We start from the raw sequence: 25218 nt of genomic DNA, 5'->3' as shown, positions 1-25218 counted from the left end.
TCCCATTCGTGGCGCGCGATCCGTCCGACCGACGGCCGCGCGTCCCCACCGGACGGACCCATGAAGGCCAAGATCCCCGTTTTGCTGTCCCTGCTGTGCTCGCTCGCGAGCCTTTCCGTCGATGCCGCGCCGATCCGCTGGCGCAGCACCGAAATCCAATACGCGGCGGAAGGCAAGGACGTGAAGGACGTGCTGCGCGACCTCGCCGCGAGCCAGAACATCGCGGCGAACGTCGCGTCCGGCGTGAGCGGCGCCGTCAGCGGCAAGATGAAGATGTCGCCGCAGCGCTTTCTCGACACGCTCGCCGCGTCGTTCGGCTTCGTCTGGTACTACGACGGCACCGTGCTGTACGTGACGCCGTCGAGCGACATGAAGAGCACGCTCGTCAAGCTCGACCACGCGAACACGGGCGACCTGCGCGACCTGCTCGAGCAGATGAAGGTCGCCGATCCGCGCTATCCGGTCGTCTACAACGCGCAGCAGCGCACCGCGCTCATCGCGGGGCCGCCGCGCTACGTCGAGCTTGTGACGAGCGTCGCCGCGCGCCTCGACGAGAACGCCGCGCGCACGGGCGGCACGACGATCCGCGTGTTCTCGCTGAAGCACGCGTGGGCCGCCGACCGCGACGTGAACGTCGACGGCACGACCGTGACGATGCCGGGCGTCGCATCGCTGCTCAGCCGGATGTATCACCCAGGGAGCGACGGCAAGCGCGCGTCCCAGACGACCGTCGGCAAGCCGATCAGCCGCGCCGCGCCGATGACGGATCTCGGCGGCGGGCGCGGCGGCGTGCCGCCGTTGCCGCCATACATGCAGGCAGCGCAATTGGGCGACGGCGGGGGCGGTCTTGGCGGTCAAGGCAACCCGGCGGGCGATCCGCGGCCGAGCGCGACGCTCGCCTCCGTGCTCGCGAATCAGGGCGGCTTGCGCGCGCCGGGCGGCATGCCCGATCCGTTCGGCGGCGTGAGCGGCGTGCCCGCGGGCGTGGGCGATCCGAACGATCTGCCGGTGATCCAGGCCGATCCGCGCACGAACTCGATTCTCGTGCGCGACGTGCCCGAGCACATGGCGCAGTACCCGGATCTGATCGCGCTGCTCGACGTGAAGCCGCGGTTGATCGAGATCGAGGCGCGCATCATCGAGATCGACGAGGGCGCGCTCAAGCAGCTCGGCGTCGACTGGCGCGCGCACAACAGCCACGTCGATCTGCAGACGGGCACCGGGCTCACCGCGCAGAACTCGTACGCGAATGGCTCGCTGAATCCGACGTTCGGCTCGATCTCGCTGTCCGGCAACGGCGACTCGGTCGGCGTGCCGGCGAGCCCGCTCGGCTTGTCGCTGACGGCCGTGCTCGGCGATGCGGGCCGCTACCTGCTTGCGCGGATCAACGCGCTCGAATCGTCGAACCAGGCGCGCACCGACGCGAGCCCGAAAGTCACGACGCTCGACAACGTCGAGGCCGTGATGGACAACAAGAAGCAGTTCTTCGTGCGCGTCGCGGGCTACACGTCGGCCGACCTGTACAGCATCTCGACCGGCGTGTCGCTGCGCGTGCTGCCGATGGTCGTCGAGGAGGGCGGGCGCACGCAGATCAAGCTCGATGTGCGGATCGTCGACGGCGAATTGTCACAGCAGACGGTCGACAACATTCCTGTGATCGTGTCGAACGAAATCAACACGCAGGCGTTCATCGAGCAGGGGCAGGCGCTGCTGATCGCGGGCTACAAGGTGGATTCGCGCTCGAGCACGCTGTCGGGGGTGCCGGTGCTGTCGAAGCTGCCGCTCGTCGGCGCGCTGTTCCGCTCGACCGACAAGCGGGACAGCCACACCGAGCGGCTGTTTCTCGTCACGCCGAGGGTGATCGAGCCTTGATGGCGCGTGCGGGCGGATGTCGGCATGGCCGGGCGGCGCGGTCGACGAAGGGCGCGTGCGTTGCGTCGAATCGCGAAACCGGTTCGCCGCGCGTCGTTCGAACGTGAAGCGGATTCAGTTGCGTTTGCGCGCGCGCATGCGAACCGCCGAATCGAACAGCGCCTGAGCGCTCGCGAGCTCATCCAGCGCACGATCGAGCCGCGACACCGCCGCCGCGTATTCGACGCTCGGCGTCGTCTCTTCGGCGTCACCGCGAACGGCGCGAAATGCGAGGTCGACGTTGCGCGTCGCCTCGAAAAAACGTTGCGCGGCCTGGGCTTCCCGTGAATGCGGGATGGTCGACATGGACGTTTCTCCTCGGTTGCCAAACATGACAAGCCGATGGCAAGCGTTCGCATCGCGCGACGCGCACCGGCATGAACCACTGAATGCAACTGCATCGGCCGCCGCGCGCGACGCTGCGTGCCGATTCTCTTTCCGTCTCGATCGCGCCGCCATGGCCGGCTTGCAACACGCGACTGGCGCGCGCGAAGCGGCGTGAACCTTCGCGTGCTGCCGGGCGTCGCGTGTCCGGTTGCGCACTCAGGCGCCCGACCCGTTACCACGCATGGTTCGCATGCGCGTGTGAAGCATTGCCGAACGGCGTGACGGATTCGACGGACGGCAAATCGAACAGATCCCGCGTGAACCCGCGCGCCTGCTCGGCGGCGGGCTGGCTGCGCAGACGCGCGACCTGCTCGACGAATGTGTCGAAATCGCCGTCGCGCGTCGCCTTCGTGACTTCCGCGAGATCGCGCGCCTTCAGCACGCTCGGCTGCGTGAGCCGCACGAAATACGGCGCTTCGAGCTCGACCGACAGCGCGAGCGGATAGCGCTTGCCGGTCTGCCCGGATTCGCGGCTGATGCAATCGACGACCGCCGCGCTCTGCGCGGCGCCGAGCACCTTGCCCGTGCTCACGCTGCGCAGTTGATCGGGATGCACGTGCAGGCGCGTGCCGATGCTGAGCTCGGTCGGCGATGCGCACACGAGCGCGTAGTAATGCTCGCGGCGCCGCCCCGAAGGCAGCGTCGCGCGGCTCGTGATGAACGTATGCGGCGGGAGCTGGCGCACCTGGCCGCTCGCATCGATCCACGCGTTCCATAGCAGCGCGCCTTCCTGCTTTCTTTCCGCCTGCCTCGGCTTGCTCGACGCCGGCGAGAACAGCGCGATCAGCGAGCCCGTTCGATGCGCGGCGATCTGCGCGCTGTTGCCGAGCGGCTGGCCGATGCCCCACAGAAAGCGCCCGCCTCCCAACCTGCGCTCCCATTCCTTTCTCAGCACGATGGTCGGGAGTGCTTCGCCGGACTCGGTACCGATCTTGGTCCAGCAAAACGTCGGGGGCAGGTGTTTCAGTGTCATCAACTTTCTCGGAATGCGGCCGATCGTCAACTTCGACGATCAATTCATTAGGCGTTAATGTATATGTATAATGCATACTATGGAAGCCCCCAAGACACATTTTTCTGTTCAGGACTTGTTGAGCCGATTGTTGGCCGATACCCGCTCGTCCAGCGAAATAGCTAGGCTTTCGGGCGTCAGCCAGCCCACCGTCTCGCGACTGCGGTTGTCGAGCGGGCGTCGGCTGCGCAGGAGTTCGTCATTCAATAAGCTATGCAGTTTCTACGGTGTCGAGACGCGGCAGTCAGGCCGGCTTTCGGCTCCGTACAACGACTTGCTGCGCGAGGCGATCGTCGAGGCGTGGGACGGCTCCGAAGAGCACGGGCGCGCGCTGCTCGGCGTGATCAAGGGATTGAAGGAACTGAGCAGCAAGCCGGGATGACGGCTGTCGCGATGTGCGTTTTCGATGCTGTGCAGATCGCGGCGCACTGTGCGAGGCGTCGCGATTGCGTGCGTTTGCCTTCATGCGCGAATCACGTTGCTGATTGCAAGCGAGGGGCTTCGTTCAGTGATGTCGGGCGTCGGGCGTCGGGCGTCGGATGTCGGATGTCGGATGTCGGATGTCGTCGGCGTTGCGGCGCACGCGCACGCGATCACGAATGCGAGATCGACATCCGTCGTGTGGAGCGTGAATGGTCGAGGGGAAGGGGCGTGCGTTCGTGCGAGCGTCGCCCGCAGCGACGGCACCGCTCGCGCGGAACTGTATTGGCGCGCGTCTTGACGCCACAGGCCATACGGTGATGCGATGCGACGCGCGATGCAATCGGCTCGCGCGCATAGGCGCGGAAAGCGGGCGGTCGAGGCGGCGTCCCCGCCAATTGCCTGAGCCGGCGATCGAGCGCGGCGGCGGGCGCCGCGCCCGCGTTCGACATCGCACGAAGCGGTTCCGTGTCGATTCGACGACAGGTTCCGCATTGACTGATTCAGCAGGCCGGCCGGCGCGCGACGCACCGGCCGGCTTCGTGCAAGGCGGTTCGCCGAAAGCGAGCCGCCTTTTTCGCGCTTATTTGCGGCCGAGATAGGTTTCGGTGCAGATGTGCGTGAAGCGGGCGATCGATGCGCCCTGATGCAAGGTCCCGTTGTCGAGGTAGGCCACCGCGAACGAATACGGGTTGTAGGTGATCCGCCAATGATCGGAGGGCACTGACATCGTATAGAAGTCGCCGGTCACCGTCCCGCCGCCTTGGCACAGGCCGACGTTCAGATCGACCAGCAGGTTGCCGTTCGCATCGGTATAGCCCGACGTTTCCGTCAACAGCGTGTTGGGGCCGTTCGGCCCCGCGCTATCGTATGCGCGTACCCAGATTCGCTCGCCCGGCGGCAGGCGGACGTTGCCCGTCGCGTCCCACGCGGCGACGCCCGGCGTCACGACCCGTGCGACGTTCTCGCCGCCGGTGCGTACCAGATGCGTGATGTTCTCGGTGTCGAGGAAGCGGTAGAAGCCCGCGGTGCCCGCGCCGTCCGACACGCGCAGCGTATAGGCTTGCGCGGCCGGCGCCGTCGTGCCCTTGTCGTAGACGCGGAACATCAGCGTCGCGCCCGCAGGCGACGTGATGTTGTACGACGTCCCCGAAGCCAGCGTCGCCCATGTGTTCGGCGTGGTCTCGAGCTCGGCCGTTTGCGTGCCCGCGCCCTTGAACGTCACGTAGTTCACCGTCTGGGCCGACGGCACTTGCACCGCGTAGTAATCGAAGTCCGCAACCGTGTCGAGGTTCGCGTTGATCTGCCGGTTGCCGGACAGCCGCGTCGGATGCAGGATCGAATCGTTCGGCTCGTAGCTGTCGTAGCCCGTCGTGCCGAGCACCTGGAACTGGAGCGTCGCGTTGCCCGCGCCTTGCTGCGCGCTGACGAGCAGCAGCAGGCGCACCGGGCCGTTGGAGATCGCTTCGACGATCTTGTTCGGCGACAGGTCGGCCTGGCTGTCGAGCACCGTCCACGAGCTGTCTTCGTTGACCTGCACGAGATGGACGTCGTGCTGTTCGTTCGCGGGCAGGTTCACGACGTACGCGACGATCTTCGTCGCGCTCGGCGCGACGAACTGGAAGCAGTCGGCCTGGCCGGCGGGCGCCGTGGGCGCGTTGTATGCGACGCCGATCGTCACGTCCGTGCAGTTCGCGACGCTCGGCGCGACGGTTGCGGCGGCCGCGGCGCCGAGCGTCGCTTGACGCGTCGCGAGCGGCGCGCGCACGCCGGCTTGCCGAATCGTGCTGGCGGGCAGCGTCGGCAGCGGACGTGGCAGGGTCGGCAGCGTCGCGCGGCGCTCGGCGAGCTGAGCGCCGATTTTGGTCGGCTCCGCCTTGCTGATGCCGGATACGTGCGATTGCGCGGTGAGGGTCGGGGGTTGCGCCCATGACGAGCTCATCGCCGCCGCGCTCAGCAGTGCTGCCGCGTACTTCAGTGTTTTCATTGAGGGTCTCCTTGCGTACGTGAATGCGCTTGACGCGCGGCAATCATCATACGTTTACGGCGGAAGAAAAGGGGCGGGAAAGTTTCGGATTCGATGCCGTGACAAAGGCCGATGTCGATGCAGCCATCGATGCGGCGGGTGTGCGCTGCCCGGAAAGTCGCGTTCGTCGCGAGCGGGATCGGGAAGGAACGGGCGGCGCTCGAGACGCGCGTCGGTTTCCGGTTGTGCGAGCGCGGGCGCAGCGGCCTTCGGCTGACGACGAAAGGCGAGCGCTTCTACGCGCTCGCAAAGAAGCTGCATGCGGCCGCCGACGCGTTCAGCAGCGAAGCGAGGCACATGGACAAGACGTTCGCCGGCATGCTCGCGATCGGCCTCATCGGCCTCATCGGCCACATTGGCCACATTGGCCACATTGGCCACATTGGCCACATTGGCCACACGCCGATCAGCGAGAACGCCCGCGTCAGCGACGCGATCGCGCGGTTCCGGCAGCGCGACGAAGCCGTGCGCTCCGTGATCTCGGTGCGGCCGCCGGGCGACCTCGAAGAGCGTCTGCTGAGCGGCGACGCGCAGATCGCGATCGGCTATTTCTGGCATCGCGTGCCGATGCTCGAGTACATGCCGCTCTTCGTCGAACGTCAGCTCGCGTACTGCGGGCGCGGCCATCCGCTCTTCAGGCGGGCGGGGCGGCACGCGCCGTCGAGCGTCGCGGATTTCGAGCGGGCGTGGCGCACCTATCCGCTGTCCGAAGTGGCGTTGTCGACCGCGCCCGCGAAAGTCACCGCGCAAGCCGGCGCCATGGAGGCTGTCGCGCTGCTGATCCTGTCCGGCCATCATCTCGGCTATCTGCGTCGGCATTTCGCCGCGCCTTACGTGAAGCAGGGGCTGCTCAAGGCGCTGAATCCGGGCACGCTGCGCTACGACGTGACGTTCCAGGTGGTCACGCGGCGGCGCGGCCGGCAGGCCCCGATCGTGCAGGCGTTTCTCGACGATCTGACTCACGCGCATCGGAGCGGCGCGTCGCGCGCTTGAAAGGGGATCGCGCGCGCCGCGGCGTTCACCGACGGCCGCGCGTTTCGAATGAGCGCGCGCATCGATTTCGTCCGATGCCGCGAGATCGGCCTTTTTTTCGCGATCGGGCGCGCGGAGGGACCCGTTCCATTTGAGCCAGGTCAAGCCGATTTGCCGCGACTGCACGCAGTATGCATCCGGGCGAATGGAGTCCCGTCGACGCCGCGCGTCCACGGGTTCGCAACGGAGCAATGCAATGGAACACAGGTACGAGCATCGTCGATATCGACGGCTGGCCAGGTGGATTCATGCGGTAGGCCTGAGCGTGCTGTTCGCAATCGGCGTGGCGTGGATCAGCGCGATCGTCGATCATCCGGTCGAGCAGGCGATCGTCGACGGAATGACGGCGTCGGAATGCGCGCAGGTGCGGGCGATGCCGGCGGGCTCGCTGCTGTCGGCGACGCAGCCGGACAACGCGGTCTGCCGGTCGTTCTTTCTGTACCGGGCCGCGTACGTCGACGCGGCGAGCAGCGCGGCCGGCTATTCGGCGGCCGTGATGCGGGCGCGCGTCGACGAGTTCTGGCAGCTCGTCGGCTACGTGCTCGCGCTGTGGTTCGTATTCGTCTGCATTGTCGTCGCCATCGTCCTGATCGTGCGGCGGCTGTTCGAGCAGCACGCCGGGCATCGCAAATCCACGTGAGCCGAGTGGCCGGGGCGGCCCCGGCCGAGCGATTGCCTATGTCGTCGAGGCGCCGGTCCGGCCGCAAGATGCGTTCGCCGCCGAGCGGCTGTTCCATGTCGTGCAAGCGATGGCCAGGCGATGCGAGCCAGCGCTCGGTGAGGGCGATCTTGCCTTCGGGCAACGTCGGCACGCCGAGCGCATCGCCGGTATAGCGCGCGTGCGGATCGTTTCCTTCGGTGCCGAGCTCGATGCCGAGCAGGTGGTCGAACGCCAGCGCCTTGCCGATCGGCGCCGTGACGAACACGTTGGTGGCGGTCACGATGCGGCACAGATCGCCCGCATCGCGATGCCGCTGCACGAGCGCGCGCGGCGGGCCGGATCGACGGCCCGATCACTGCGTTCATGAACCGCGCGTGCCGCACGTCGCATCGCTCGCGCGACAGGGTTCGCTGCACCGGCCGCGCCGCTTCCCCGCTACGCTCGCGCCGGCGATGCCGCGGCGAGTTTCGCATTCAGACGAAGCATCCCGCTGAAGATCGCGTCGGCGACGTCGCGCGGAAAATCGCGCGGCAGCCGCGCCGACACTTCGTCGATGACGCCCGCGGTTCGCGCGGTCAACGCGTCGATCATGTCGTCGACCTCGGCCGGCGCGAAGCCGACGCGCTGGCCCTGCGCGATCCAGTGCCGCCGCTGGATCTGGTTGATCGGATAGTGGATATTCTTGCCGCGCACGCCCATCGCGAGCCGCGCGCGCTGCGCCGGCAATTGATTGGCCCCCCGACCGATCACCGGATGCGCGGACAGCACGTCGTAGAGCGGCGTCGATCGATAGCGGTTGTCCGGCAGATGCGCGATGCTGAAGTTCTTCGCATGGCCGTCGGTCGCGGCGAGCAGCCAGAACACGATTTGCGCGGCGAAGAATGCGTAGCGGTCGGCCGCGTGCTCGGAGCCGGCGAGCACGTCCATGATCGTCTCGATGCCCGGTCCGCCGTCGGCCTGATATTTGTCGAATGCGGACGTGCCTGTCGCCTGGCACATGTCTTCCTGCGGCAGGCGCAGGAGCCAGCGCGCATCGCTCGACGGCTTGCGGTCGAAGCGCTCGACGACGAGCGCCTTCCGATCGTCGAAATGCGCGATGTCGCAATGCGCGATCGGCAGCCCGTACGCGGCGACGATTTTCGAGCACAGCCATTCGTTCTCGACCGACGTGCGCATGTCGGCGCGCCGGTTGCCGACGAGCCCGAGCGGCAGCTTCAGGATATGCGTGGTCGGCGTGCTGCCTTCGGGCAGCAGCCACCGGCCGCGATGGCGCAGCAGCGCGGTCTTTTCCTGCGCGCCCGCGATCGACAGGCGCAGATCGTCGAGCGGCTCGTGCTGCCCGGCTTGCGGCGCGGACGTGATCTCGCGCAGCAGGCGCGCGATGTCCGCGTCGGCGAGCGCGTGCCCGCGAATGCGATCGAGATCGTCCGGCGTTTCGTCGGGCGGCAGCATTTGCAGCGCGCCGACGCAATCGCGGCCGAGCGTCGAGAGCAGCTCGAACGGCGACGTGCCGCCCGTTCTGTAGCGCATCGCGATCCGGCGCCGGATCGGTTCGCTGTCGGGCAGCAGGTTGTCGAAGTAGTCGCTGACGAGCCGGCCGCGATACGGCTGGTTGCCCGGCGTGAACGGCAGCGAAAGCGACAGGGGGCGGCCTTGCGGGTCCGTGATCCATTCGTCGAAGTAGACGAGGCGCTCGCCGTCGCGGGCATGCTCCCAGTAGCCGACGGGCAGGCCGTTCATCCACAGATGCAGGCGCGCCGTGCGCGTGCTGCGGCGCGCGCTCACCAGTCCTCCCGCTTCTTCGGGGCGGCGCTCTTGCGCGGCGAGCGGGGCAGGCGCTCGGCGGCATGCAGGTCGGGCACGGATGGGCTCGCAGGCAACGCGGGACGCTTTGCGGCGACGCGTCCGCTTCCTGCCGTTTTCGCGGCTTTGCGCGCGGGCGCGGCGACCGCTTGCTTCGCGGCGGGCTTGGCAGACGCGACGTGGGTCTGGGTCAGCATGAGCTCGACGTTGAGGAGGCGCAGCACCTTGAACAGCCGCTCGACGCTCGCCGACGCCGGGTTCGCCTCGAATTGCGCATACGTCTGCTGCGTGACGCCGAGGCGGCTCGCGAGCATCGCTTGCGTCAATCCGGCGGCCTTGCGGAAGCCGCGCAAGATGGGCCGCCATTGGCTGAGCGTCTTGATCTCGTGTTCGATGGTGATGGCCATGCGTGCACCCGATTGATATGCAAAGTATTGCCCGTAGTCGAAGAAAACAGTCTATATGCTGTAAATTGAATTTACAAGCTTCAGACTGTATTTTAGAAAACAGTCCCTGACCTGTTTTTATGGGCGCATGGACATACCGGACGACGACGGCGGCGAGTCGATTTGTCGCGGTGCGCCGAGCGTGCCGATGCGGTCGTCGGCGCGGCAACGTTTGCGCGCACCCGGTTGTTCGTTTGCGCGTATCAAAGCGTGCATCGCCCCTGTTTTCACGCGGTTCCGGGACGCGCCGCACCCGCCGATTTCCCGTCAAAAATTGCGTTGGCCCGTGTGCTTTTGGGCGGCCACGTCCCGTATAATCCGCAGCTTTTTGACAATCTGACGATCGGCTCCAGCCGAGCTTCGCACCGCAGGCGGACACGACCGGCGGCGATCGTGCAGATCAGGCGATGTCGAGCGGCGGCGCAACGGGGCGTCTGTCGCGTCGAAGGCAATCGAGCGCCGGCATGTGCCACCATCCGGCCGATTCGCGATCGAAATCGTCAGATTAAAAACGGCACGCTGGCGAAGCCGTTCCGACGCCCCCGCGCGATTGCGTTTCCGACGCGCGCGCCGGCGCGTGAAGGATGCATTTCCCGGCAGGGCGACGCGCGGGCGGGGAGATTTCCGCGCGTTGTCCGCCGGACGCGAACGATCGAAACCCATCGTTCGCCGAGTGCGGAGCGACGCCGGCGAGGCCGGCGTCGAGTGACATGACGGGGGCGTTGCCGTCGGGACGGGATGACGGCGCGCGGTCACGCACGCGAACAATCGACAGCCGCAGGCCGCCAACGGTCCTGTCGGCGGGCAGGCGGCTTGCGCCTGCGCGGGCGATTGCGCGCGACTCGATATCGAGACAGTCAGCAGGCCAATCAAATGGCTGCCCATAACAGGCCAGGTTTTTTGCGGGGAATGTTGGAACATCGACGGACGGCAGTGCCAGCCGTCCGGCTTCGAAGCCGGCTTCGCATTGGGTCGGCTTTGCCGATGAAGCCGATTGCAACGTTTGCGAGCGCACTCGCGATCGCCTCTGCGCTCGTTTATCCCGGTTCATCGATCGCGGCGCCGCAGTCGCAGTCGCAGTCGCAGTCGCAGCCGTCGCAGCCGCAGCCGCAGCCGCAGAAGCAGAAGCAGAAGCAGAAGCAGAAGCAGAAGCAGAAGCAGAAGCAGAAGCAGCCGCCGGCGTCGACCGCCGCCGGCGCGTCCGCGCCGCTCGCCGCGCCGAAGCCGCCTGGCCTCGCCGGCGCCGCGATCCGCGTGCCGTTCGCGACGCTCGGCGCGTACGAGACGCTGCGCCTGCGCGGCAGCGACACCGCGCGGACCGTCAATGCCGGCGTGCGGCTCGACCGGATGGTCACGGCCGCGCGGCTGCGGCTCACCTATACGTATTCGCCGTCGCTCGTGTTTCCGGTGTCGCATCTGAAGGTGTCGATCAACGGCGAGTCGGTCGCGACGCTGCCGTTCGACAGCGAGCACGCGGGCCGCGCGGTCACGCAGGAGATCCCGCTCGATCCGCGCTATTTCACCGGCTTCAACCAGATCGAGCTGCGCCTCATCGCGCACTACACGCTCGATCATTGCGAAGACCCCGAGCACTCGGCGCTCTGGGCCGACGTGAGCCCGACGAGCGAGCTGATCTTCGACGAGGCGTCGGTGCGCTTGCCGAACGATCTCGCGCTCCTGCCCGCGCCGTTCTTCGACCGGCGCGACAACAGCCGGCTGCGCCTGCCGTTCGTGCTGCCCGCCACGCCCGACGACGCGACGCTGCGCAGCGCGGGCGTGCTCGCGTCGTGGTTCGGCGCGCTCGCCGATTACCGGCAGGCGCGCTTCCCGGTGTCGTCGACGCTGCCCGCGAACGATCACGCGGTGATCGTCGGCACCGCTGCTCAGTTGCCCGCGTCGCTGCAACTGCCGCCGATCGACGGCCCGATGCTCGTCGTCGTCGACAATCCGGCCGCGCCCGACAAGAAGCTGCTCGTCGTCACGGGCTGCGGCGCGGCCGACGTCGATGCCGCGACGAACGCGCTCGTGCTCGGCAACGCCGCGCTGTCCGGCCCGTGGGCGCGCGTGTCGCGTATCGACATCGGCGCGCCGCGCAAGCCTTACGACGCGCCGCGCTGGGTGCCGGTGAACCGGCCCGTGACGTTCCGCGAGCTCGTCGGCAACCCGGCCGATCTGCAGGTGCGCGGCAGCGCGCCCGATCCGATCCGGCTGAATCTGCGCGTGCCCGCCGATCTGCATTCATGGAGCGGTTCGGGCGTGCCGCTGTCGCTGCACTATCGCTACACCGCGCCGACCGTGCGCAGCGACTCGATGCTCGCCGTCGAGATCAACGACCAGCTCGTGCAGTCGTACCGGCTGTCGCCGCGCAGCCAGGACGCGCGCGGCCGTGTGCAGCTGCCTCTGCTGTCCGACGCGGACAGCCGCGCGACGAACGACGTCGACATCCCGGCGTTTCGCGTCGGCAGCGCGAACCAGTTGCAACTGCGCTTCACGCTCGATTCGGAGAAGACGGGGCTCTGCACGGGCGTCGCGAGCGAGCCGCAGCGCGCGGCGATCGATCCCGATTCGACGATCGATTTCTCGCGCTTCATTCATTACGCGACGCTGCCGAACCTCGCGTACTTCGCGAACAGCGGTTTTCCGTTCACGCGCTACGCGGATTTGTCGCAGACCGCGATCGTGCTGCCCGAGCGGCCGTCGCCCGTCGAGCAGGAAGCGTTCCTGACGATGCTCGGCCACATGGGGCAGTGGACCGGCTTCCCGGCGCTGCGCATGCAGGTCGCGCGGACGGCGCACGCGCCGCGCATCACGGACAAGGATCTGCTCGTGATCGACGGCGCGCCGCCGTATGCGCAGTTGTCGGGCTGGCGCGACGCGCTGCCGGTCGCGATCGGCGCGGGCGCGGACGGCGGCTTCGCGCGCGCGACGTTCTCGGTGAAGGAGCGCTGGCGCGACGACGCGCGCTCGCCGTCGGGCGGCGCGCGCTTCGAGCAGAGCGGCACGCTTGCCGCGCTGTTCGGCTTCGAGCTGCCGGGCAGCGACGGGCGCAGCGTCGTCGCCATGACCGCGACCGACGCGCGGCATCTCGGCGATCTGCTCGACGTATTCGAGAAGCCGGGCCTCGTCGCGCAGTTGCAGGGCGACGTCGCGCTCGTGCGGGCCGGCGCGGTCGAGAGCATGCGTGTCGGCGAACCCTATCTCGTCAGCTACGTGCCGTGGTACGCGCGCGTGTGGACCGCGGTCGGGAAGCATCCGGTGCTTCTCGGGCTGCTCGGCGCGGCGGCCGGGCTGCTGCTCGCGCTCGGCGCGTTCGGCGCGCTGCAGCGGATCGCCGCGCGGCGGCGGGGCATCTGACCCGATGGCCGGGCGGGCGGTGCGCGGCGCGCGGGCGCGGTGGGATCGGCGATGCTGGCGGACGTTTTGTCGGGCGGCGGCGGGCGTCGCGGCGGTGAGCGTCATGACTGCGGGCGTCGCGACAGCGGGCGTCGCGGCGGCTTCGGGAAGCGCCGCGCGTGCGGCGGCGCGCGCGTCGGCCGATGCCGGATGGCGCGACGTCGCCGGTCCGGCATCGCCCGGTTCCGCATGGCCGGGTTCGAGCGGAAATCGACGCATCGGCGCGAACCCGGCCGCGAACCCGGCCGCGCGTGCGGACGTCGTCCCAAACCTCGGCGCGGATGCGTCGATGGCTGGTGCGAACCCGGGCGGCGGCGCGCTTCGAGCCGAGCATGCGGGCCGGCTTGCACGCGCGAACGCGGGTCTGGATGCGGGCGCCAACGCGACGCGAAGCGGCCGTGCGAATTCGAGCGACGGCGCGCCGGCCGAGTCGGGTGAGCGCGTGAGTGTCGTCGCGAGTGCGCGCATCGGCGCGAGCGTCCGGACGAACGAGATTGCAAGCGAAGGCAAGCGTCCGCGCGACGCAACGGACACGATCGCGACGTCGGCGTCGCCCGCGGCGAAGTCCGCTCGCACGTCCGCCGCCGTCTGCACGCCTTCCTGGCCGCGCTGGGATCGCTTCAAGCGCGACTTCATGTCGGCCGACGGCCGCGTGATCGACGTCGGCTCGGCCGACGAACGGACCGTGTCCGAGGGGCAGGCATACGGGCTGTTCTTCGCGCTCGTCGCGAACGACCGGCCGGCCTTCGATGCGCTCCTCCACTGGACCGAGAACAACCTCGCGCAAGGCGACCTGACCGCGCATCTGCCCGCGTGGCTGTGGGGCCGCGCGGCCGACGGCGCGTGGCGCGTGCTCGACGCGAACGCCGCGTCCGACGCGGACTTGTGGATCGCGTACGCGCTGCTCGAAGCGGGGCGCCTGTGGCGTGAGCGCAGCTACACCGCGCGCGGCGCGCTGCTCGCGAAGCGCGTGCTCGACGACGAGACGGCGACGCTGCCGGGGCTCGGCCTCGTGCTGCTGCCCGGGCCGGCGGGATTTCGGCCGATGCGCGACCGGTGGCGGCTGAATCCGAGCTACTCGCCGCCGCAGGCGATTCGCGGCATCGGCGCGCATCTGCCGGACGACGCGCGCTGGGCGCGGCTCGCGGCGAGCGTCGGCCGCGTGCTGATCGATACTGCGCCGCGCGGCTTCGCGCCGGACTGGGCGCTGTACCGGGCGGACCACGGCTTCGAGCCGGATGCCGACTCGCATGCGGAAAGCGCGTACAACGCGATTCGCGTCTATTTGTGGGTGGGGATGCTCGACGCGAGCGACGCGCTCGCGCAGCCGCTGCTCGCGCATTTCGCGCCGTTCGCCGATCACGTCGCCGCGCACGGCGCGCCGCCGGAAACGGTCGACGCGACGACGGGCGTGGCGGGGCCGCGCGACGGCAACACCGGTTTTTCCGCGGCGGCCGTGCCGTTCCTCGACGCGCGCGGCGAGCACGCGCTCGCCGACGCGCAAGTCGCGCGCCTCGCGCGGCTCGAACACGAGGCGGCGAGCGGCTACTACGCGAACGTGCTGACGCTGTTCGGGCTTGGCTGGCGCGGCGGGCGCTACCGGTTCGCGGCCGACGGCACGCTGAACGTTCGATGGAGCGAGCCGTGCTCGACGCTCGCTCGCTGACGATGCAGCGCCTCGCGGCGTGCGCGCGGCGCCGTGCCCGGCTCGCCGGGATGGCGGCGATCGTCCGCATTGCCGCGCTCGGCCTGGCGTTCGGCGCGGCGCAAAACGTCGTTGCGGCTTTGGCTTCGGCGTCGCAAGCGGCTCCAGCCCCCGTTCCCGATCCAGCGGCGGCGATATACGACGCTCCGGCTCAGGCCGTCCCGATGACGCAGGCGTCGTCGGTGCGGCTCGCGTCGATCCCGCGAACGTCGTCGGGCGCGATGGCGGCGAATGCCGCGTCGATGCGGCAAGATGCGCCGCGTCGACGCTCGCCGACGCCCGAGATGCCCGAGATGCCCGAGATGCCCGAGATGCGCGCGCGGCGGCGTCACAGCCGTTCGCGCGCACAGGCTCCGCATCGATGCCGCTTCGCTTGGCCGCGCCGCCGTATTCGATATCGACGACGCAATCGTCGCAAATCCGCTTCGTCCCGACGCAGCCGCGCGGCGCGCCCGCGACGCCGCAACCCGTCGCGACGCCGCACGCGCCCGACGCCGAAGCCGCGCGCCAGTTGTTCGCGACGGCGCGCATGTGGGCCAACAAGCATCGCGACGACCTCGCGCGCGACGCGCTGCGCAAGGCGCTGCTGATCGCGCCCGGCGATCCGTCGCTGCTCGCCGAGCAGACGCGGATCCTGCTGCGCGTCGGCGATGCGAACGGCGCGCGCGCCGCGCTCGCGCGCCTGAAGGCGGCGGCGCCCGGCGCGGTCGCGACGCGCCAGGTCGACGACGAATACCGTGTCGCGACGAGCGGCCGCGAGGAGATGGCGCAGATCCGCCTGCTCGCGCGCAGCGGGCGCGGCGGCGACGCGGCCCGGCGGATCGTCGCGCTGTTTCCGCACGGCGCGCCGGCGGGCTCGCTCGGCGCCGAGTATTACCAGATCGTCGCGAGCGCGCCCGATGGCCGCGCGCGGGCGATCGACGCGCTGCGCCGGACCGTCGCCGCCGATCCGTCGGACGTCGATGCGGCGACCGTCCTCGCGAAGCTGCTGAACCAGCGCGGCGACACGCGCGCGGAAGCGAACCGGCTCGCGTGGACGCTCGTCGCGCGGCCGGACACGGACCGGCGCGCGGCGCTGTCGCTGTGGCGCAGCGTGCTGCAATCGGCGGGCCGCGATCTCGCGTATCTCGACGCGTTTCGCGCGTACCTGACGTTCGTTCCCGACGACGACGAATTCCGCGGCGACGCCGCCGCGCTCGCGCAGCAGCGCGAAGCGCAATTGCGCCTCGAACGCGATCCGGACTACATCGCGCAGCAACGCGGCCTGCAGGCGCTCGCGGGCGATCCCGACGCGGTCGGCGGCCTCGGCTTGCTGCGCTTGCGCGAGGGTCGGCACGACGAAGCGCGCGCGCTGTTCGTGCGCGCGGCCGCGCTCGCGCCGGACAATCGCGCGAAATGGACGAGCCTCGCGGGCACCGCGCGCTTCTGGGGCACGCTTGCGCAGGGCCGCGCGGCGGCCGCGCAAGGGCGGGCGGACGACGCGGAGCGCGCCGCGCGCGCGGCGCTCGCGCTCGAGCCGGACAGCGCCGACGCGAAGCTGCTGCTCGCCGATTCGCTGCTCGCGCGGCGCGACTGGCGCGCGGCGGAACCGCTGCTGCGCGCGCTGCTCGCCGCGCGCACGCCGAGCGTGTCGGCCGTGCGCAGCGTGCGCACGCTGTACGAAGAAACCGGTCGCCTCGACGCGTTCGGGCCGCTCATCGACGCGCTGCAAAGCCGCTTCGCCGCGACTGACGATCGCCAGGCGCTCGCGCGGCTACGCGCCGATCTGCTCGCGCAGCAGGCGGACGCGCTCGCGGCGACGGGCAAGCGCGGACCGGCCGCGCAGCGCTACGAAGCATCGCTGCGCATCGCGCCCGACGCGCCGTGGACCCGCTTCGCGCTCGCGCGGCTGTATCGCGACATGGGCCTGCCGCAGCTGGGCCGCACGGTGATGGACGACTGGCTGGCGGCGTCGGACGCGGCCGACATGCGTCACGCGGTCGCGTTGTATCGAAACTCGCTCGACGACGTCGCGGGCGCGCAGGCGGCGTTCGCGGCGATTCCGGACGCGAGCCGCACCGACGGCATGCGCGCGTTCGCGCGCAGGCTCGATGCCGAAGCGTCGCTCGCCGACGCGCGCGCCGCGCTCGCGCGCGACGACCGCGCGGCCGCCGCGGCCGCGCTCGATCGTGCGCGAAGTTTCGCACCCGACGATCCGGACATGCTCGCGGCCGTCGGCGCACAGTGGATCGACATCGGCGACATCGAGCGCGGCCTCGCGCCGCTGCGCGACTGGATCGCCGCGCATCCGCAGCAGGCCGACGCCGACGTCCGGCTGCGCTACGGCGATCTGCTCGGCGGCGCGCAACGCAACGACGCGCTGGCCGCGTGGCTCGACGCGCTGCGGCGCGGCTCGCCGCTGAGCGCCGCGCAGACTGCGCGCCTCGAGGATCAGTCGCTGCGGCTGATTCTGCGCGAGACCGACGACGCGCTCGAGCGCAACGACTACGCGCACGCGCAGCGCCTGCTCGATCGCGCGAGCCCGGCGGGCAAGGTCGATCGCCGCTACGCGCTCGAGGTCGCCGAGCTGGCGCGCGCGCAGGGCCGCTACGATGTCGCGCGCGCGGCGCTCGCGCCGCTGCTGGCGCGCACCTCCGACGACGCCGATGCGCGGCTCGCGCTCGCTCGCATCCTCGACGACGACGGCGAGCACGCGGAGGCGCTCGCGCTCGTGCGCGACGTGCTCGCGCGCACGCCGCCCGACGACGTCGACACGCAACTGTCGGCGGTGCGCCGGCTGACCGCGCTGCGCCGTCCGCGGGAAGCGGCGCGGCTCACCGATACGCTGCGCGTCGCGTATCCGGCGCGTCCGGACGTGACGGTCGCGGCCGGGCGGGTCGCGCAGGCGCTCGGCCGCTACGACGACGCGGAATCGCTGTACCGGCAGTCGCTCGCGCAGGAACGCGCGACGGGCGCCGCGCCGCGCCGCGACGGCACGACGCCCGCGCAGGCCGCCTGGACCGACCTGCAGCAGCGCCGCGATCCCGAAATCGAAGCGGGCTGGCTGCCTGCGTACAAGTCCGGCGACGAAGGGATTTCCGCCTATCGCGCGCATCAGGTGCCCGTCTATCTGCAACTGCCGTATCGCTACGACGGTCACGTTTTCGTCCATCTCGACGCCGTGCGGCTCGATGCGGGCACGCTCGACACGAGCGATCCGCGCGCTGATGCGCTCAACACGTTCGCGACCTATCCGGCGCTCGCCGATCCGTCGGCGGCGCCCGGCGGATCGCTGCGCCAGCGCGCGACGGGCGTCGGCGGCGGCGTCGGCTACCGGACCGATGCGTGGCGCGTCGACGTCGGCACGACGCCGCTCGGCTTTCCGGTGCATTACGTCGTTGGCGGCGTGCGCTATCGATTCGACACGGGCCCGGCGAGCTTCTCGGTCAGCGCGTCGCGGCGGCCGGAGACGGGCAGCGTGCTGTCGTACGCGGGGCTGCGCGATCCGTGGACGGGCGCGACGTGGGGCGGCGTGCGGCGCGACAGCGTCGATCTGCACGCGTCCGTCGACATCGGCCGCGTGAACCTGTTCGCCGATCTCGGCGCGGGGCTGCTGACGGGACGCAGCGTCGCCGGCAATTCGGCCGTCACGCTGCGCACGGGGTTCATGGCGCCCGTCTATCGGCGCGCGGACATGCGCGTGAGCGCGGGACTCGTCGGCAACGCCTGGCACTACGCGCAGAACCTGCGCTTCTACACGTACGGGCAGGGGGGCTACTACAGCCCGCAGCGCTATCTGTCGATCGGCATGCCGATCGAATGGGCGGGACGGCGCGGCCCGTTCGCGTGGGACGTGACCGCAACGGCCGGCGTGTCGAATTCGTATGAACGGGATTCGCCGTACTTCCCGAACGGACTGCCGGACTCGACGCTCGTCAAGACCGTGCAGGCGCTCGGCCACCCGGTGTTTTCGGGCGGCTCGACGCGCGGCGTGTCGTTCTGGTACGGGTTCACCGGCGTCGCCGAGTATCGCGTGAACGCGCGGCTCGTCGTCGGCGCGCGGTTCGACATCGATCACGCGCACGACTACGCGCCGAGTTCCGGCCTGGTGTACGTGCGCTATTCGTTCGACGCACGCAAGGACAGCGGCGGCTTTTCGCCGTCGCCGGTTCGACTCTATTCGAGCTACTGATGGACGCGACATGAACGATTCACGCGTGAAATCCGATCCGATCTTCATCCGTTCCGAGCGCGACGCCGCCGAGGCGGGCGCGCTCGGGCGCTTGCGCGCGCTGTGGCGTGCGTGGTCGCGCGCCGTGACGCTGCGCGACCGCGCGGCAGCGCCGAACCGGCTCGCGATCGACGCGCTGCCCGACGAGTGGACCGAGCTCGCGCCGGGCGGGCTGTATGCGGTGTATGCGGCGGCGCGCACGCCCGCGTGCGATGCGCTGATCTGGGCGAGCGTGCGGCATGCGCGCACGCGCGACGTCACGGTCGTGCTCGCGCGCGAGCGCGCGGAAGTCTCGGCGCGGCTGCGCGAGATCGGCTTCGACGAAGAGGTGCATGCCCGGGGCTGGCCGCGACGATTGAACGTGCTTGCGATGCCGCTCGATGACGCGGACGTGGATGAGGCGCTGCGCACGGGCCGGAGCGATGTCGCGGCCCGCGCGGGTTTCGAGGTGCGTGCGTCGAGGCATGGACGGGGAGGCGAGGCGGGTGCGTCGGCGGTGGATGTCTCGTCGGGCGCGTCTGCGTCGAACTCGACAGGCGCATCGGATGCGTCGAAAGTACATGCGATGCCGGATGTGTTGGATTTGCCGGATTCGGCGACGATGTCGAACGCGTCGAACGCGTCGAACGCGTCGAACGCGTCGAACACGTCGAATCCACTAGAAGACGCCGCGCCGCCGCCCGCGTTCGCGCGCCTCGTCGGCGGCCTGTGTGCGCTGAAGCGCTACCGTTTTCGCGCGAACGCGCTGTATTTCGTCGAAGGCGCCGAGCGCTGGTTCAGTTGGCACGATTCGGTCGCGCTGACGCAGGAAGGGCGCGCGCTCGCCGGCTGGTGCCGCGCGCACCGGATCGCGCTCGTGCTGCTGATCGACCCGCAAGCGGCGGAGGCGGACGCGAGCCGCGCCGACGGAGCACGCGCGATCGCGTCGCGTGCCGCGGCTGCAGTTCGTGACGAGGCCCGCAACGACGATCGCAACGACGACGGCAGAGACGACGGCAACGATGATTGCAACGACGACCGCGCTGATGATTGCACCGCCGGCCGCACCGCCGCTCGCACCGCCGCTCGCACCGCCGCTCGCACCGCCGACCGCACCGCCGACTGCACGACCGACTGCACGACCGACCGCGCCGCCACATTCGTCGGCAACGGCACGCGCTCCGCACTCGGCGGATTCCACGGCGCATGTGCGGGCGTCGCGCAATTGCAGCGCACGCACGGCGAACTGCGCTGGAGGGGCGACTTCTGGCGCTCGCGCGGCGCGGTCGCGACGGGCGAGGTTCGCGCGCTGCGCTTCACGCGCGACGGCCGGCTGACGGCCGTGCCGGTGGCTGGCGGACACGCACCGCGCGGCGATGCGCAGCTCGCGTTCGACGAGACGCGCGTCGTCGTCTGCCGACGCGTCGTCGAGCGCGAATCGTGGGTGCCGGGCGATTGGGACGTCGTCGACGACAACGCCGCGGTGCTCGCCGCCTGCGAAGGCGCGCACGCGGCGACCGCGGTACTCGCGTTCACCGGCCGCGCGCAGCTCGAAGCATTGTGCTCGGCGATCCACGCGCTGCGCCTGCGATGCGGCGGCGCGCTGAAGATCGTCGTCGTCGAGCGCGGCGAAGCGCTGCGCCATCAGTTCGAGCTGCTCGCGCTGAACCTCGGCGCGAATCAGGTCGTCGCGCGCAATCTGCCGTTTTCGCGCGTGCTCGCGGTGCTGCGCTCGCTGCAGGGACAGTTGTATGCGCGCCCGGTCGCGGCCGACTATCGGGCCGCGCTCGCCGCGTCGCTCGGTGACACGGTGCTCGGCTATCTGCCCGTCGGCGCGTTCTGCGCGCATGCATGCGCGGTGCTCGAGCGCAGCACGGTGCTCGCGCTGTCGCATACGCTCGTGAAGCTGACGCTGCTGCCGGGCGTGTCGCATGCGGACGCGCTGCGCGCGTGCGCGTTGCGCCGTGCGGGCGACGTGCTGACCGCCGACGCGCAGCATCTTTACCTGTTCCTGTTCGCGTGCGAGCTCGCCGATGCGAGCGACGTGCTCGGATACATCTTCAGCGTGCGGGTCGAGCGGATATCGGATCGCGTCGCGTATCTCGCGGAGGAGAGCATCGAGCATGAGCTGAGCGCGCTCGATGCGGCGAACCGGCGCGCGCCGATCGCCGATTACAGCGACCTCTTTTCGGCGGCGGCCGTTGTGAAGCGCGAGCCCGACGCGCGCACTGCGGTCGAGCATCCGGCCATGCCGCGCATCGAAATCCCGCCGGACGAACGCATGCCGCGGCATGCGCCGAGCACGTCGACGCCAACGAGCGCTCGATCCGCATCACATGCGCTGCCGCGACGATCGGCGTTCCCCATATCGCCCGCGTCGCGCGCACCGACCGAAACGGCGCAGATCGTCGTATCGCCATCGCCCATGCCGATCGCATCGGCCGCATCGACTGCATCGACCACACCGACCACACCGACCACACCGACCACACCGACCACACCGACCACACCGACCACACCGACCACACCGACCACACCGACCACATCGACCACATCGACCACATCGACCGCGACGCCGCGCCTCCCGCATCCGCTCCGGTCGCCGGCCGCCGGCGCGATCGTCCACACCCGCACCCGCACCGCCACGCGCGATGCGATGCCGCTGCGCATCAAGGAGGCCGAATGATTTCGCTGATGATCGCCGGCTTCGTCGTCGGCGTCGTGATCGCCGTTCCGATCCGGCTCGTGACGTCGCGCGCCGGCGCAGGCAAAGGCTTGTCGCTGCCGCGCGACTTCGATCGCCGCGACGCGGTGCGCTGCACGCTCGATCCAGTCGCGCTGCACGCGCGACTGCTGCCCGCAGCCGCGGAGCGCAAACGGCGGGGCGCGCAATGAAGACGATCGCCATCGTTTCGACGACGGGCGGCGCGGGCCGCACGATGCTGACGGCGGCGCTCGCGGTGCTGCTCGCGCGCCGCGGGCGTCCGGTCGTCGCGCTCGATTTCGATCCGCAGAACCTGCTCGGCGTGCAGCTCGGGCTGGACGCATTCGCGTCGGCGGGCATCGCGCACGCGCTGACGGGCACGGATGCCGCCTGGCACGCGCACACGTGGCGCAGCGCCGACGGCGTGCTGTTCGCGCCGTACGGACACGTCGGTCCCGCGCAGGCGCTCGCGTGCGACGGGCGGCTGGCCGCCGAACCCGGATGGCTTGCCCGCGCGCTCGCCGACGTCGACCTGCCGGCCGACGGCGTGGCGCTGATCGACACCGCGCGCTACCCATCGCAGCAGGCGGCGCACGCACTGCGCTGCGCGGATCTCGCGTTGTGCGTCGTGCCGCCGGACCCCGCCGCATGCGCAACGGCCGCCGCTCGGCTGCCGGAGCTGCGTGCCGCGCATGCCGCCGTGCTGCGCATCGTCGTGAACCGCTTGAACCCGGCGCGCGACATGCAGCGTGACGTGCTCGCGATGCTGCGCGCGGCGGCGGGGCCGGGCGTCGTGCTCGAGCAGCGCGTCCATCTGGATGCGGCGCTGCCCGAGGCGCTCGCGCGCGGCACGTGGTTCTTCGACGACGCGCCGCATTCGCAGGCGTCGCACGATCTGCACGGCGTCGCGAACTGGGTCGACGCGTGGCTCGATGCAACGGTGGCGCGCGGCGCGGCGGGGGCGATCGCATGAAACCGCACGCGACATTCCGCCGGCGGATCGGCTACGCAGCGGTGCGCGCTCGCGGCTGGATCGCGCGCGGCCTCGGCGTGCCTGAAGAAGAACGCTCGTCGTTCGACTGGCTCGTGCGCGTGTTCTTTCACGCGCCCGCGTCCGGCAAGCGCGACGTCGTGCGCGACTGGCTACGCGCGGCGATCCTGTGGGCCGCCGCGCAATGGGGCGTGACGCGGCCGCGCCGCGCGCGAGACTGGCTCTGGCGAGCGTTCGTGCGCGCGCCGCATGAAGCACGATCGCGCGCGCGCGATCCGTTCGCATGGATCGACGTGACGCTCGTGCCGGCATGCCTGTTCGCACGACGCGTGCAGCGACGCGTCGACGGATGGCTCGCGCGCCTGCCGTGGCATCGCTGGGGCGAGCGCATCGAGCGCGGCGCCGAGCGTGCCGGCACGCGTCGCTGGCTGCTGCCGGCAAGCGGTGCGGCAGGCGTCGCGCTGTGGATCGCGGCCGGCACGTCGCCGCTCACGCCCGCGGGCCAGTGCGCATTTTTCGCGACGGTCGCCGCGCTCGCGCTGACGCTGCGCCGCGTGCCGGGCCGTCTGCCGGCGCTCGCGCTCGCGACGTTCGCGCTGCTCGCGATGGCGCGCTACATCTGGTGGCGCAGCACCGAGACGCTCGACTTCCGCACGCCGGTCGAGGCGTTCGTCGGCTATCTGCTGTACGCGGCCGAGGCGTATACGTGGCTCATTCTCGTGCTCGGCTTCGTGCAGACCGCATGGCCGCTCGCGCGACCGGTCGCGCGCCTGCCGGACGATCCGGCCGGGTGGCCGAGCGTCGACGTCTACATTCCGACCTGCAACGAGCCGCTCGCCGTCGTGAAGCCGACGGTGTTCGCCGCGCAGAGCCTCGACTGGCCCGCCGACAAGCTGCGCGTCTATCTGCTCGACGACGGCCGTCGTCCGGAGTTCGAAGCATTTGCGCGCGACGCGGGCATCGGCTATCTGACGCGCGACGACAACCGGCACGCGAAGGCGGGCAACATCAACAGCGCGCTCGCGCAAACGCAAGGCGAATACGTCGCGATCTTCGATTGCGATCACGTGCCGACGCGCTCGTTCCTGCAGACGACGATGGGCGCGTTCCTTCGCGATCCGACATGCGCGCTCGTGCAGACGCCACATCATTTCTTTTCGCCGGATCCGTTCGAGCGCAATCTCGGCACGTTCCGCCGCGTGCCGAACGAAGGCAGCCTGTTCTACGGACTCGTGCAGGCGGGCAACGATCTTTGGAACGCGGCGTTCTTCTGCGGCTCGTGCGCGGTGCTGAAGCGCGGTCCGCTCGAAGAGGTGGGCGGCGTCGCGATCGAAACCGTCACCGAGGACGCGCACACCGCGCTGAAGCTGCATCGCCGCGGCTATGCGAGCGCGTACCTGCCGACCGTTCAGGCCGCCGGCCTCGCGACCGAAAGCCTCGCGGGCCATATCCGGCAGCGCGCGCGCTGGGCGCGCGGCATGGCGCAGATCTTCCGGATCGACAATCCGTTCGTCGGCCGCGGCCTCGGCGTCTTCCAGCGCGTGTGCTACGGCAATGCGATGCTGCATTTCTTCTATGGCATTCCGCGGCTCGTGTTCCTGACGATGCCGATCGCGTACCTGTTCTTTCATCTGTATTTCATCAACGCGTCGGCGCTCGCGCTCGCGAGCTACGTGCTGCCGTACATGGCGCTCGCGCACGTCGCGAACGCGCGGATGCAGGGGCGCTTCCGTCATTCGTTCTGGGCCGAAGTGTACGAATCGGTGCTCGCGTGGTACATCGCGCTGCCGACGACGATCGCTTTCCTGAGCCCGAAGCACGGCAAGTTCAACGTGACCGAGAAGGGCGGACGGATCGACGAAGGCTACGTCGACTGGGCGACGTCGAAGCCATATCTCGCGCTGTTCGTGCTGAACGTCGCGGCGATCGCCGCGGGCCTCGTCCGTCTCGTGCTCGGCGGCGGCGACGAGGCGTCGACGATCCTGATGAACGTTTCGTGGGCGCTGTACAACCTCGCGATGCTCGGCGCGGCGCTCGCGGTCGCGCGCGAGGCGAAGCAGGTGCGCGTCACGCACCGGATCGCGATGCGAGTGCCGGCGACGCTGCTCTTCGCCGACGGCACGACGGCCGCGTGCCACACGAAGGACTACTCGGCGGGCGGTCTCGGCCTCGATGCGGTGCCGGGCGCGCGCCTCGCGCTCGGCGACACGCTCGACGTCTGCGTGAGCCGCGGCGACCGGCCGTTTCATTTTCCGGTGCGCGTGACCCGCGTCGACGACGCGCATCTCGGCGTGCAGTTCGAGCGCCTGACGCTCGAGCAGGAGCGGCAGTTCGTTCAATGCACGTTCGGCCGTGCGGATGCGTGGCTCGACCGGCGCGAAACCGACGCCGGCGACGCGCCGTTGCGCGGACTGAAGGAGGTGCTGTCGATGGGCGCCGAAGGCTATGCGCGAATGCTGAAGGCCGCCGCGAGCGAGATGCACGCGATCCGCACGGCCGACCGTACGCGTCATTGACGCGCCGATTCAATTGACGACG

Annotated in this window: 14 protein-coding genes and 3 pseudogenes; 11 read left to right on the top strand and 6 right to left on the bottom strand. The window is 70.0% G+C overall.

Annotation, left to right across the window (positions count from 1 at the left end; translation table 11 throughout):
• Nucleotides 1–60 precede the first annotated feature (60 nt).
• A complete protein-coding gene (gene sctC / locus WS62_RS04975; protein ID WP_066568481.1) occupies nucleotides 61–1872 on the top strand; it encodes a type III secretion system outer membrane ring subunit SctC in 1812 nt (603 codons plus the stop codon).
• 114 nt (nucleotides 1873–1986) lie between these two features.
• Here the strand turns inward: sctC and WS62_RS04970 are convergent, their stop codons facing one another.
• Nucleotides 1987–2217 (bottom strand): hypothetical protein, encoded by a 231-nt coding sequence (locus WS62_RS04970; RefSeq protein WP_066568479.1) that lies wholly within the window; start codon nucleotides 2215–2217, stop codon nucleotides 1987–1989.
• A 253-nt stretch (nucleotides 2218–2470) separates the two neighbouring features.
• On the bottom strand, nucleotides 2471–3271 hold the full coding sequence (locus WS62_RS04965; protein WP_066568648.1) for a hypothetical protein: 801 nt from the start codon (nucleotides 3269–3271) through the stop codon (nucleotides 2471–2473).
• Between the two features lie 79 nt (nucleotides 3272–3350).
• Here WS62_RS04965 and WS62_RS37275 point away from each other — a divergent pair, with 79 nt between their 5' ends.
• Complete coding sequence (locus WS62_RS37275) at nucleotides 3351–3692, top strand: hypothetical protein (RefSeq protein ID WP_025990308.1); 342 nt, start codon at nucleotides 3351–3353, stop codon at nucleotides 3690–3692.
• Nucleotides 3693–4313: 621 nt separating this feature from the next.
• On the opposite strand, the gene WS62_RS04955 is transcribed toward WS62_RS37275, so the two are convergent.
• Entirely contained in the window at nucleotides 4314–5717 is a 1404-nt protein-coding gene (locus WS62_RS04955) for a hypothetical protein (RefSeq protein ID WP_066568477.1), read from the bottom strand.
• A gap of 192 nt (nucleotides 5718–5909) precedes the next feature.
• On the opposite strand from WS62_RS04955, the pseudogene WS62_RS04950 reads away from it, so the two are divergent.
• Nucleotides 5910–6749 (top strand): annotated as a pseudogene (locus tag WS62_RS04950) (LysR family transcriptional regulator); the annotation flags it as partial.
• 235 nt (nucleotides 6750–6984) lie between these two features.
• Nucleotides 6985–7428 (top strand): hypothetical protein, encoded by a 444-nt coding sequence (locus WS62_RS04945; protein ID WP_066568471.1) that lies wholly within the window; start codon nucleotides 6985–6987, stop codon nucleotides 7426–7428.
• Nucleotides 7429–7585: 157 nt separating this feature from the next.
• On the opposite strand, the pseudogene WS62_RS39000 reads toward WS62_RS04945, so the two are convergent.
• The 3 genes and pseudogenes from WS62_RS39000 to WS62_RS04930 all read right to left on the bottom strand — a co-directional run.
• A pseudogene (locus tag WS62_RS39000) lies at nucleotides 7586–7714 on the bottom strand (HAD-IB family hydrolase); the annotation flags it as partial.
• Nucleotides 7715–7884: 170 nt separating this feature from the next.
• Complete coding sequence (locus WS62_RS04935) at nucleotides 7885–9234, bottom strand: type II toxin-antitoxin system HipA family toxin (protein WP_066568467.1); 1350 nt, start codon at nucleotides 9232–9234, stop codon at nucleotides 7885–7887.
• Nucleotides 9231–9659 (bottom strand): helix-turn-helix transcriptional regulator, encoded by a 429-nt coding sequence (locus WS62_RS04930; RefSeq protein WP_066568456.1) that lies wholly within the window; start codon nucleotides 9657–9659, stop codon nucleotides 9231–9233. Before WS62_RS04930 ends, WS62_RS04935 begins: the two co-directional genes overlap by 4 nt.
• A gap of 1023 nt (nucleotides 9660–10682) precedes the next feature.
• Between WS62_RS04930 and bcsB the strand changes: the two genes are divergently transcribed.
• From bcsB to bcsA, 7 genes and pseudogenes are all read left to right on the top strand, one after another.
• Entirely contained in the window at nucleotides 10683–13052 is a 2370-nt protein-coding gene (gene bcsB / locus WS62_RS04925; RefSeq protein ID WP_066568454.1) for a cellulose biosynthesis cyclic di-GMP-binding regulatory protein BcsB, read from the top strand.
• Between the two features lie 103 nt (nucleotides 13053–13155).
• Nucleotides 13156–14757, top strand: a complete 1602-nt coding sequence (bcsZ, locus tag WS62_RS04920) for a cellulose synthase complex periplasmic endoglucanase BcsZ (protein ID WP_331460066.1) — start codon at nucleotides 13156–13158, stop codon at nucleotides 14755–14757.
• Nucleotides 14745–18967: pseudogene (locus WS62_RS04915) on the top strand (cellulose synthase subunit BcsC-related outer membrane protein); the annotation flags it as partial. The gene bcsZ and the pseudogene WS62_RS04915, both read left to right, overlap by 13 nt.
• A gap of 10 nt (nucleotides 18968–18977) precedes the next feature.
• Complete coding sequence (bcsE, locus tag WS62_RS04910) at nucleotides 18978–21671, top strand: cellulose biosynthesis protein BcsE (RefSeq protein WP_066568452.1); 2694 nt, start codon at nucleotides 18978–18980, stop codon at nucleotides 21669–21671.
• Nucleotides 21668–21880 (top strand): hypothetical protein, encoded by a 213-nt coding sequence (locus WS62_RS04905; RefSeq protein ID WP_066492699.1) that lies wholly within the window; start codon nucleotides 21668–21670, stop codon nucleotides 21878–21880. The genes bcsE and WS62_RS04905 overlap by 4 nt, the downstream gene beginning before the upstream one ends.
• The gene (bcsQ, locus tag WS62_RS04900) at nucleotides 21877–22662 is read left to right on the top strand and encodes a cellulose biosynthesis protein BcsQ (protein WP_066568450.1); all 786 of its coding nucleotides are present in this window, start codon (nucleotides 21877–21879) and stop codon (nucleotides 22660–22662) included. The genes WS62_RS04905 and bcsQ overlap by 4 nt, the downstream gene beginning before the upstream one ends.
• A complete protein-coding gene (gene bcsA / locus WS62_RS04895) occupies nucleotides 22659–25196 on the top strand; it encodes a UDP-forming cellulose synthase catalytic subunit (protein ID WP_066568642.1) in 2538 nt (845 codons plus the stop codon). The genes bcsQ and bcsA overlap by 4 nt, the downstream gene beginning before the upstream one ends.
• The last annotated feature ends 22 nt before the right edge of the window (nucleotides 25197–25218 follow it).

It is taken from the genome of Burkholderia sp. ABCPW 14, assembly GCF_001523835.1.
Taxonomy (GTDB): Bacteria; Pseudomonadota; Gammaproteobacteria; order Burkholderiales; family Burkholderiaceae; genus Burkholderia; species Burkholderia mayonis.
This window is presented reverse-complemented; position numbering and strand designations above follow the sequence as displayed.

Excerpts from the sequence above, each read along its gene's own strand:
- sctC (WP_066568481.1), top strand. The coding sequence starts at position 61 with ATGAAGGCCAAGATCCCCGTTTTGCTGTCCCTGCTGTGCTCGCTCGCG.
- WS62_RS04970 (WP_066568479.1), bottom strand. The coding sequence starts at position 2,217 with ATGTCGACCATCCCGCATTCACGGGAAGCCCAGGCCGCGCAACGTTTT.
- WS62_RS04965 (WP_066568648.1), bottom strand. The coding sequence starts at position 3,271 with ATGACACTGAAACACCTGCCCCCGACGTTTTGCTGGACCAAGATCGGT.
- WS62_RS37275 (WP_025990308.1), top strand. The coding sequence starts at position 3,351 with ATGGAAGCCCCCAAGACACATTTTTCTGTTCAGGACTTGTTGAGCCGA.
- WS62_RS04955 (WP_066568477.1), bottom strand. The coding sequence starts at position 5,717 with ATGAAAACACTGAAGTACGCGGCAGCACTGCTGAGCGCGGCGGCGATG.
- WS62_RS04945 (WP_066568471.1), top strand. The coding sequence starts at position 6,985 with ATGGAACACAGGTACGAGCATCGTCGATATCGACGGCTGGCCAGGTGG.
- WS62_RS04930 (WP_066568456.1), bottom strand. The coding sequence starts at position 9,659 with ATGGCCATCACCATCGAACACGAGATCAAGACGCTCAGCCAATGGCGG.
- bcsB (WP_066568454.1), top strand. The coding sequence starts at position 10,683 with ATGAAGCCGATTGCAACGTTTGCGAGCGCACTCGCGATCGCCTCTGCG.
- bcsZ (WP_331460066.1), top strand. The coding sequence starts at position 13,156 with ATGACTGCGGGCGTCGCGACAGCGGGCGTCGCGGCGGCTTCGGGAAGC.
- bcsE (WP_066568452.1), top strand. The coding sequence starts at position 18,978 with ATGAACGATTCACGCGTGAAATCCGATCCGATCTTCATCCGTTCCGAG.
- WS62_RS04905 (WP_066492699.1), top strand. The coding sequence starts at position 21,668 with ATGATTTCGCTGATGATCGCCGGCTTCGTCGTCGGCGTCGTGATCGCC.
- bcsQ (WP_066568450.1), top strand. The coding sequence starts at position 21,877 with ATGAAGACGATCGCCATCGTTTCGACGACGGGCGGCGCGGGCCGCACG.
- bcsA (WP_066568642.1), top strand. The coding sequence starts at position 22,659 with ATGAAACCGCACGCGACATTCCGCCGGCGGATCGGCTACGCAGCGGTG.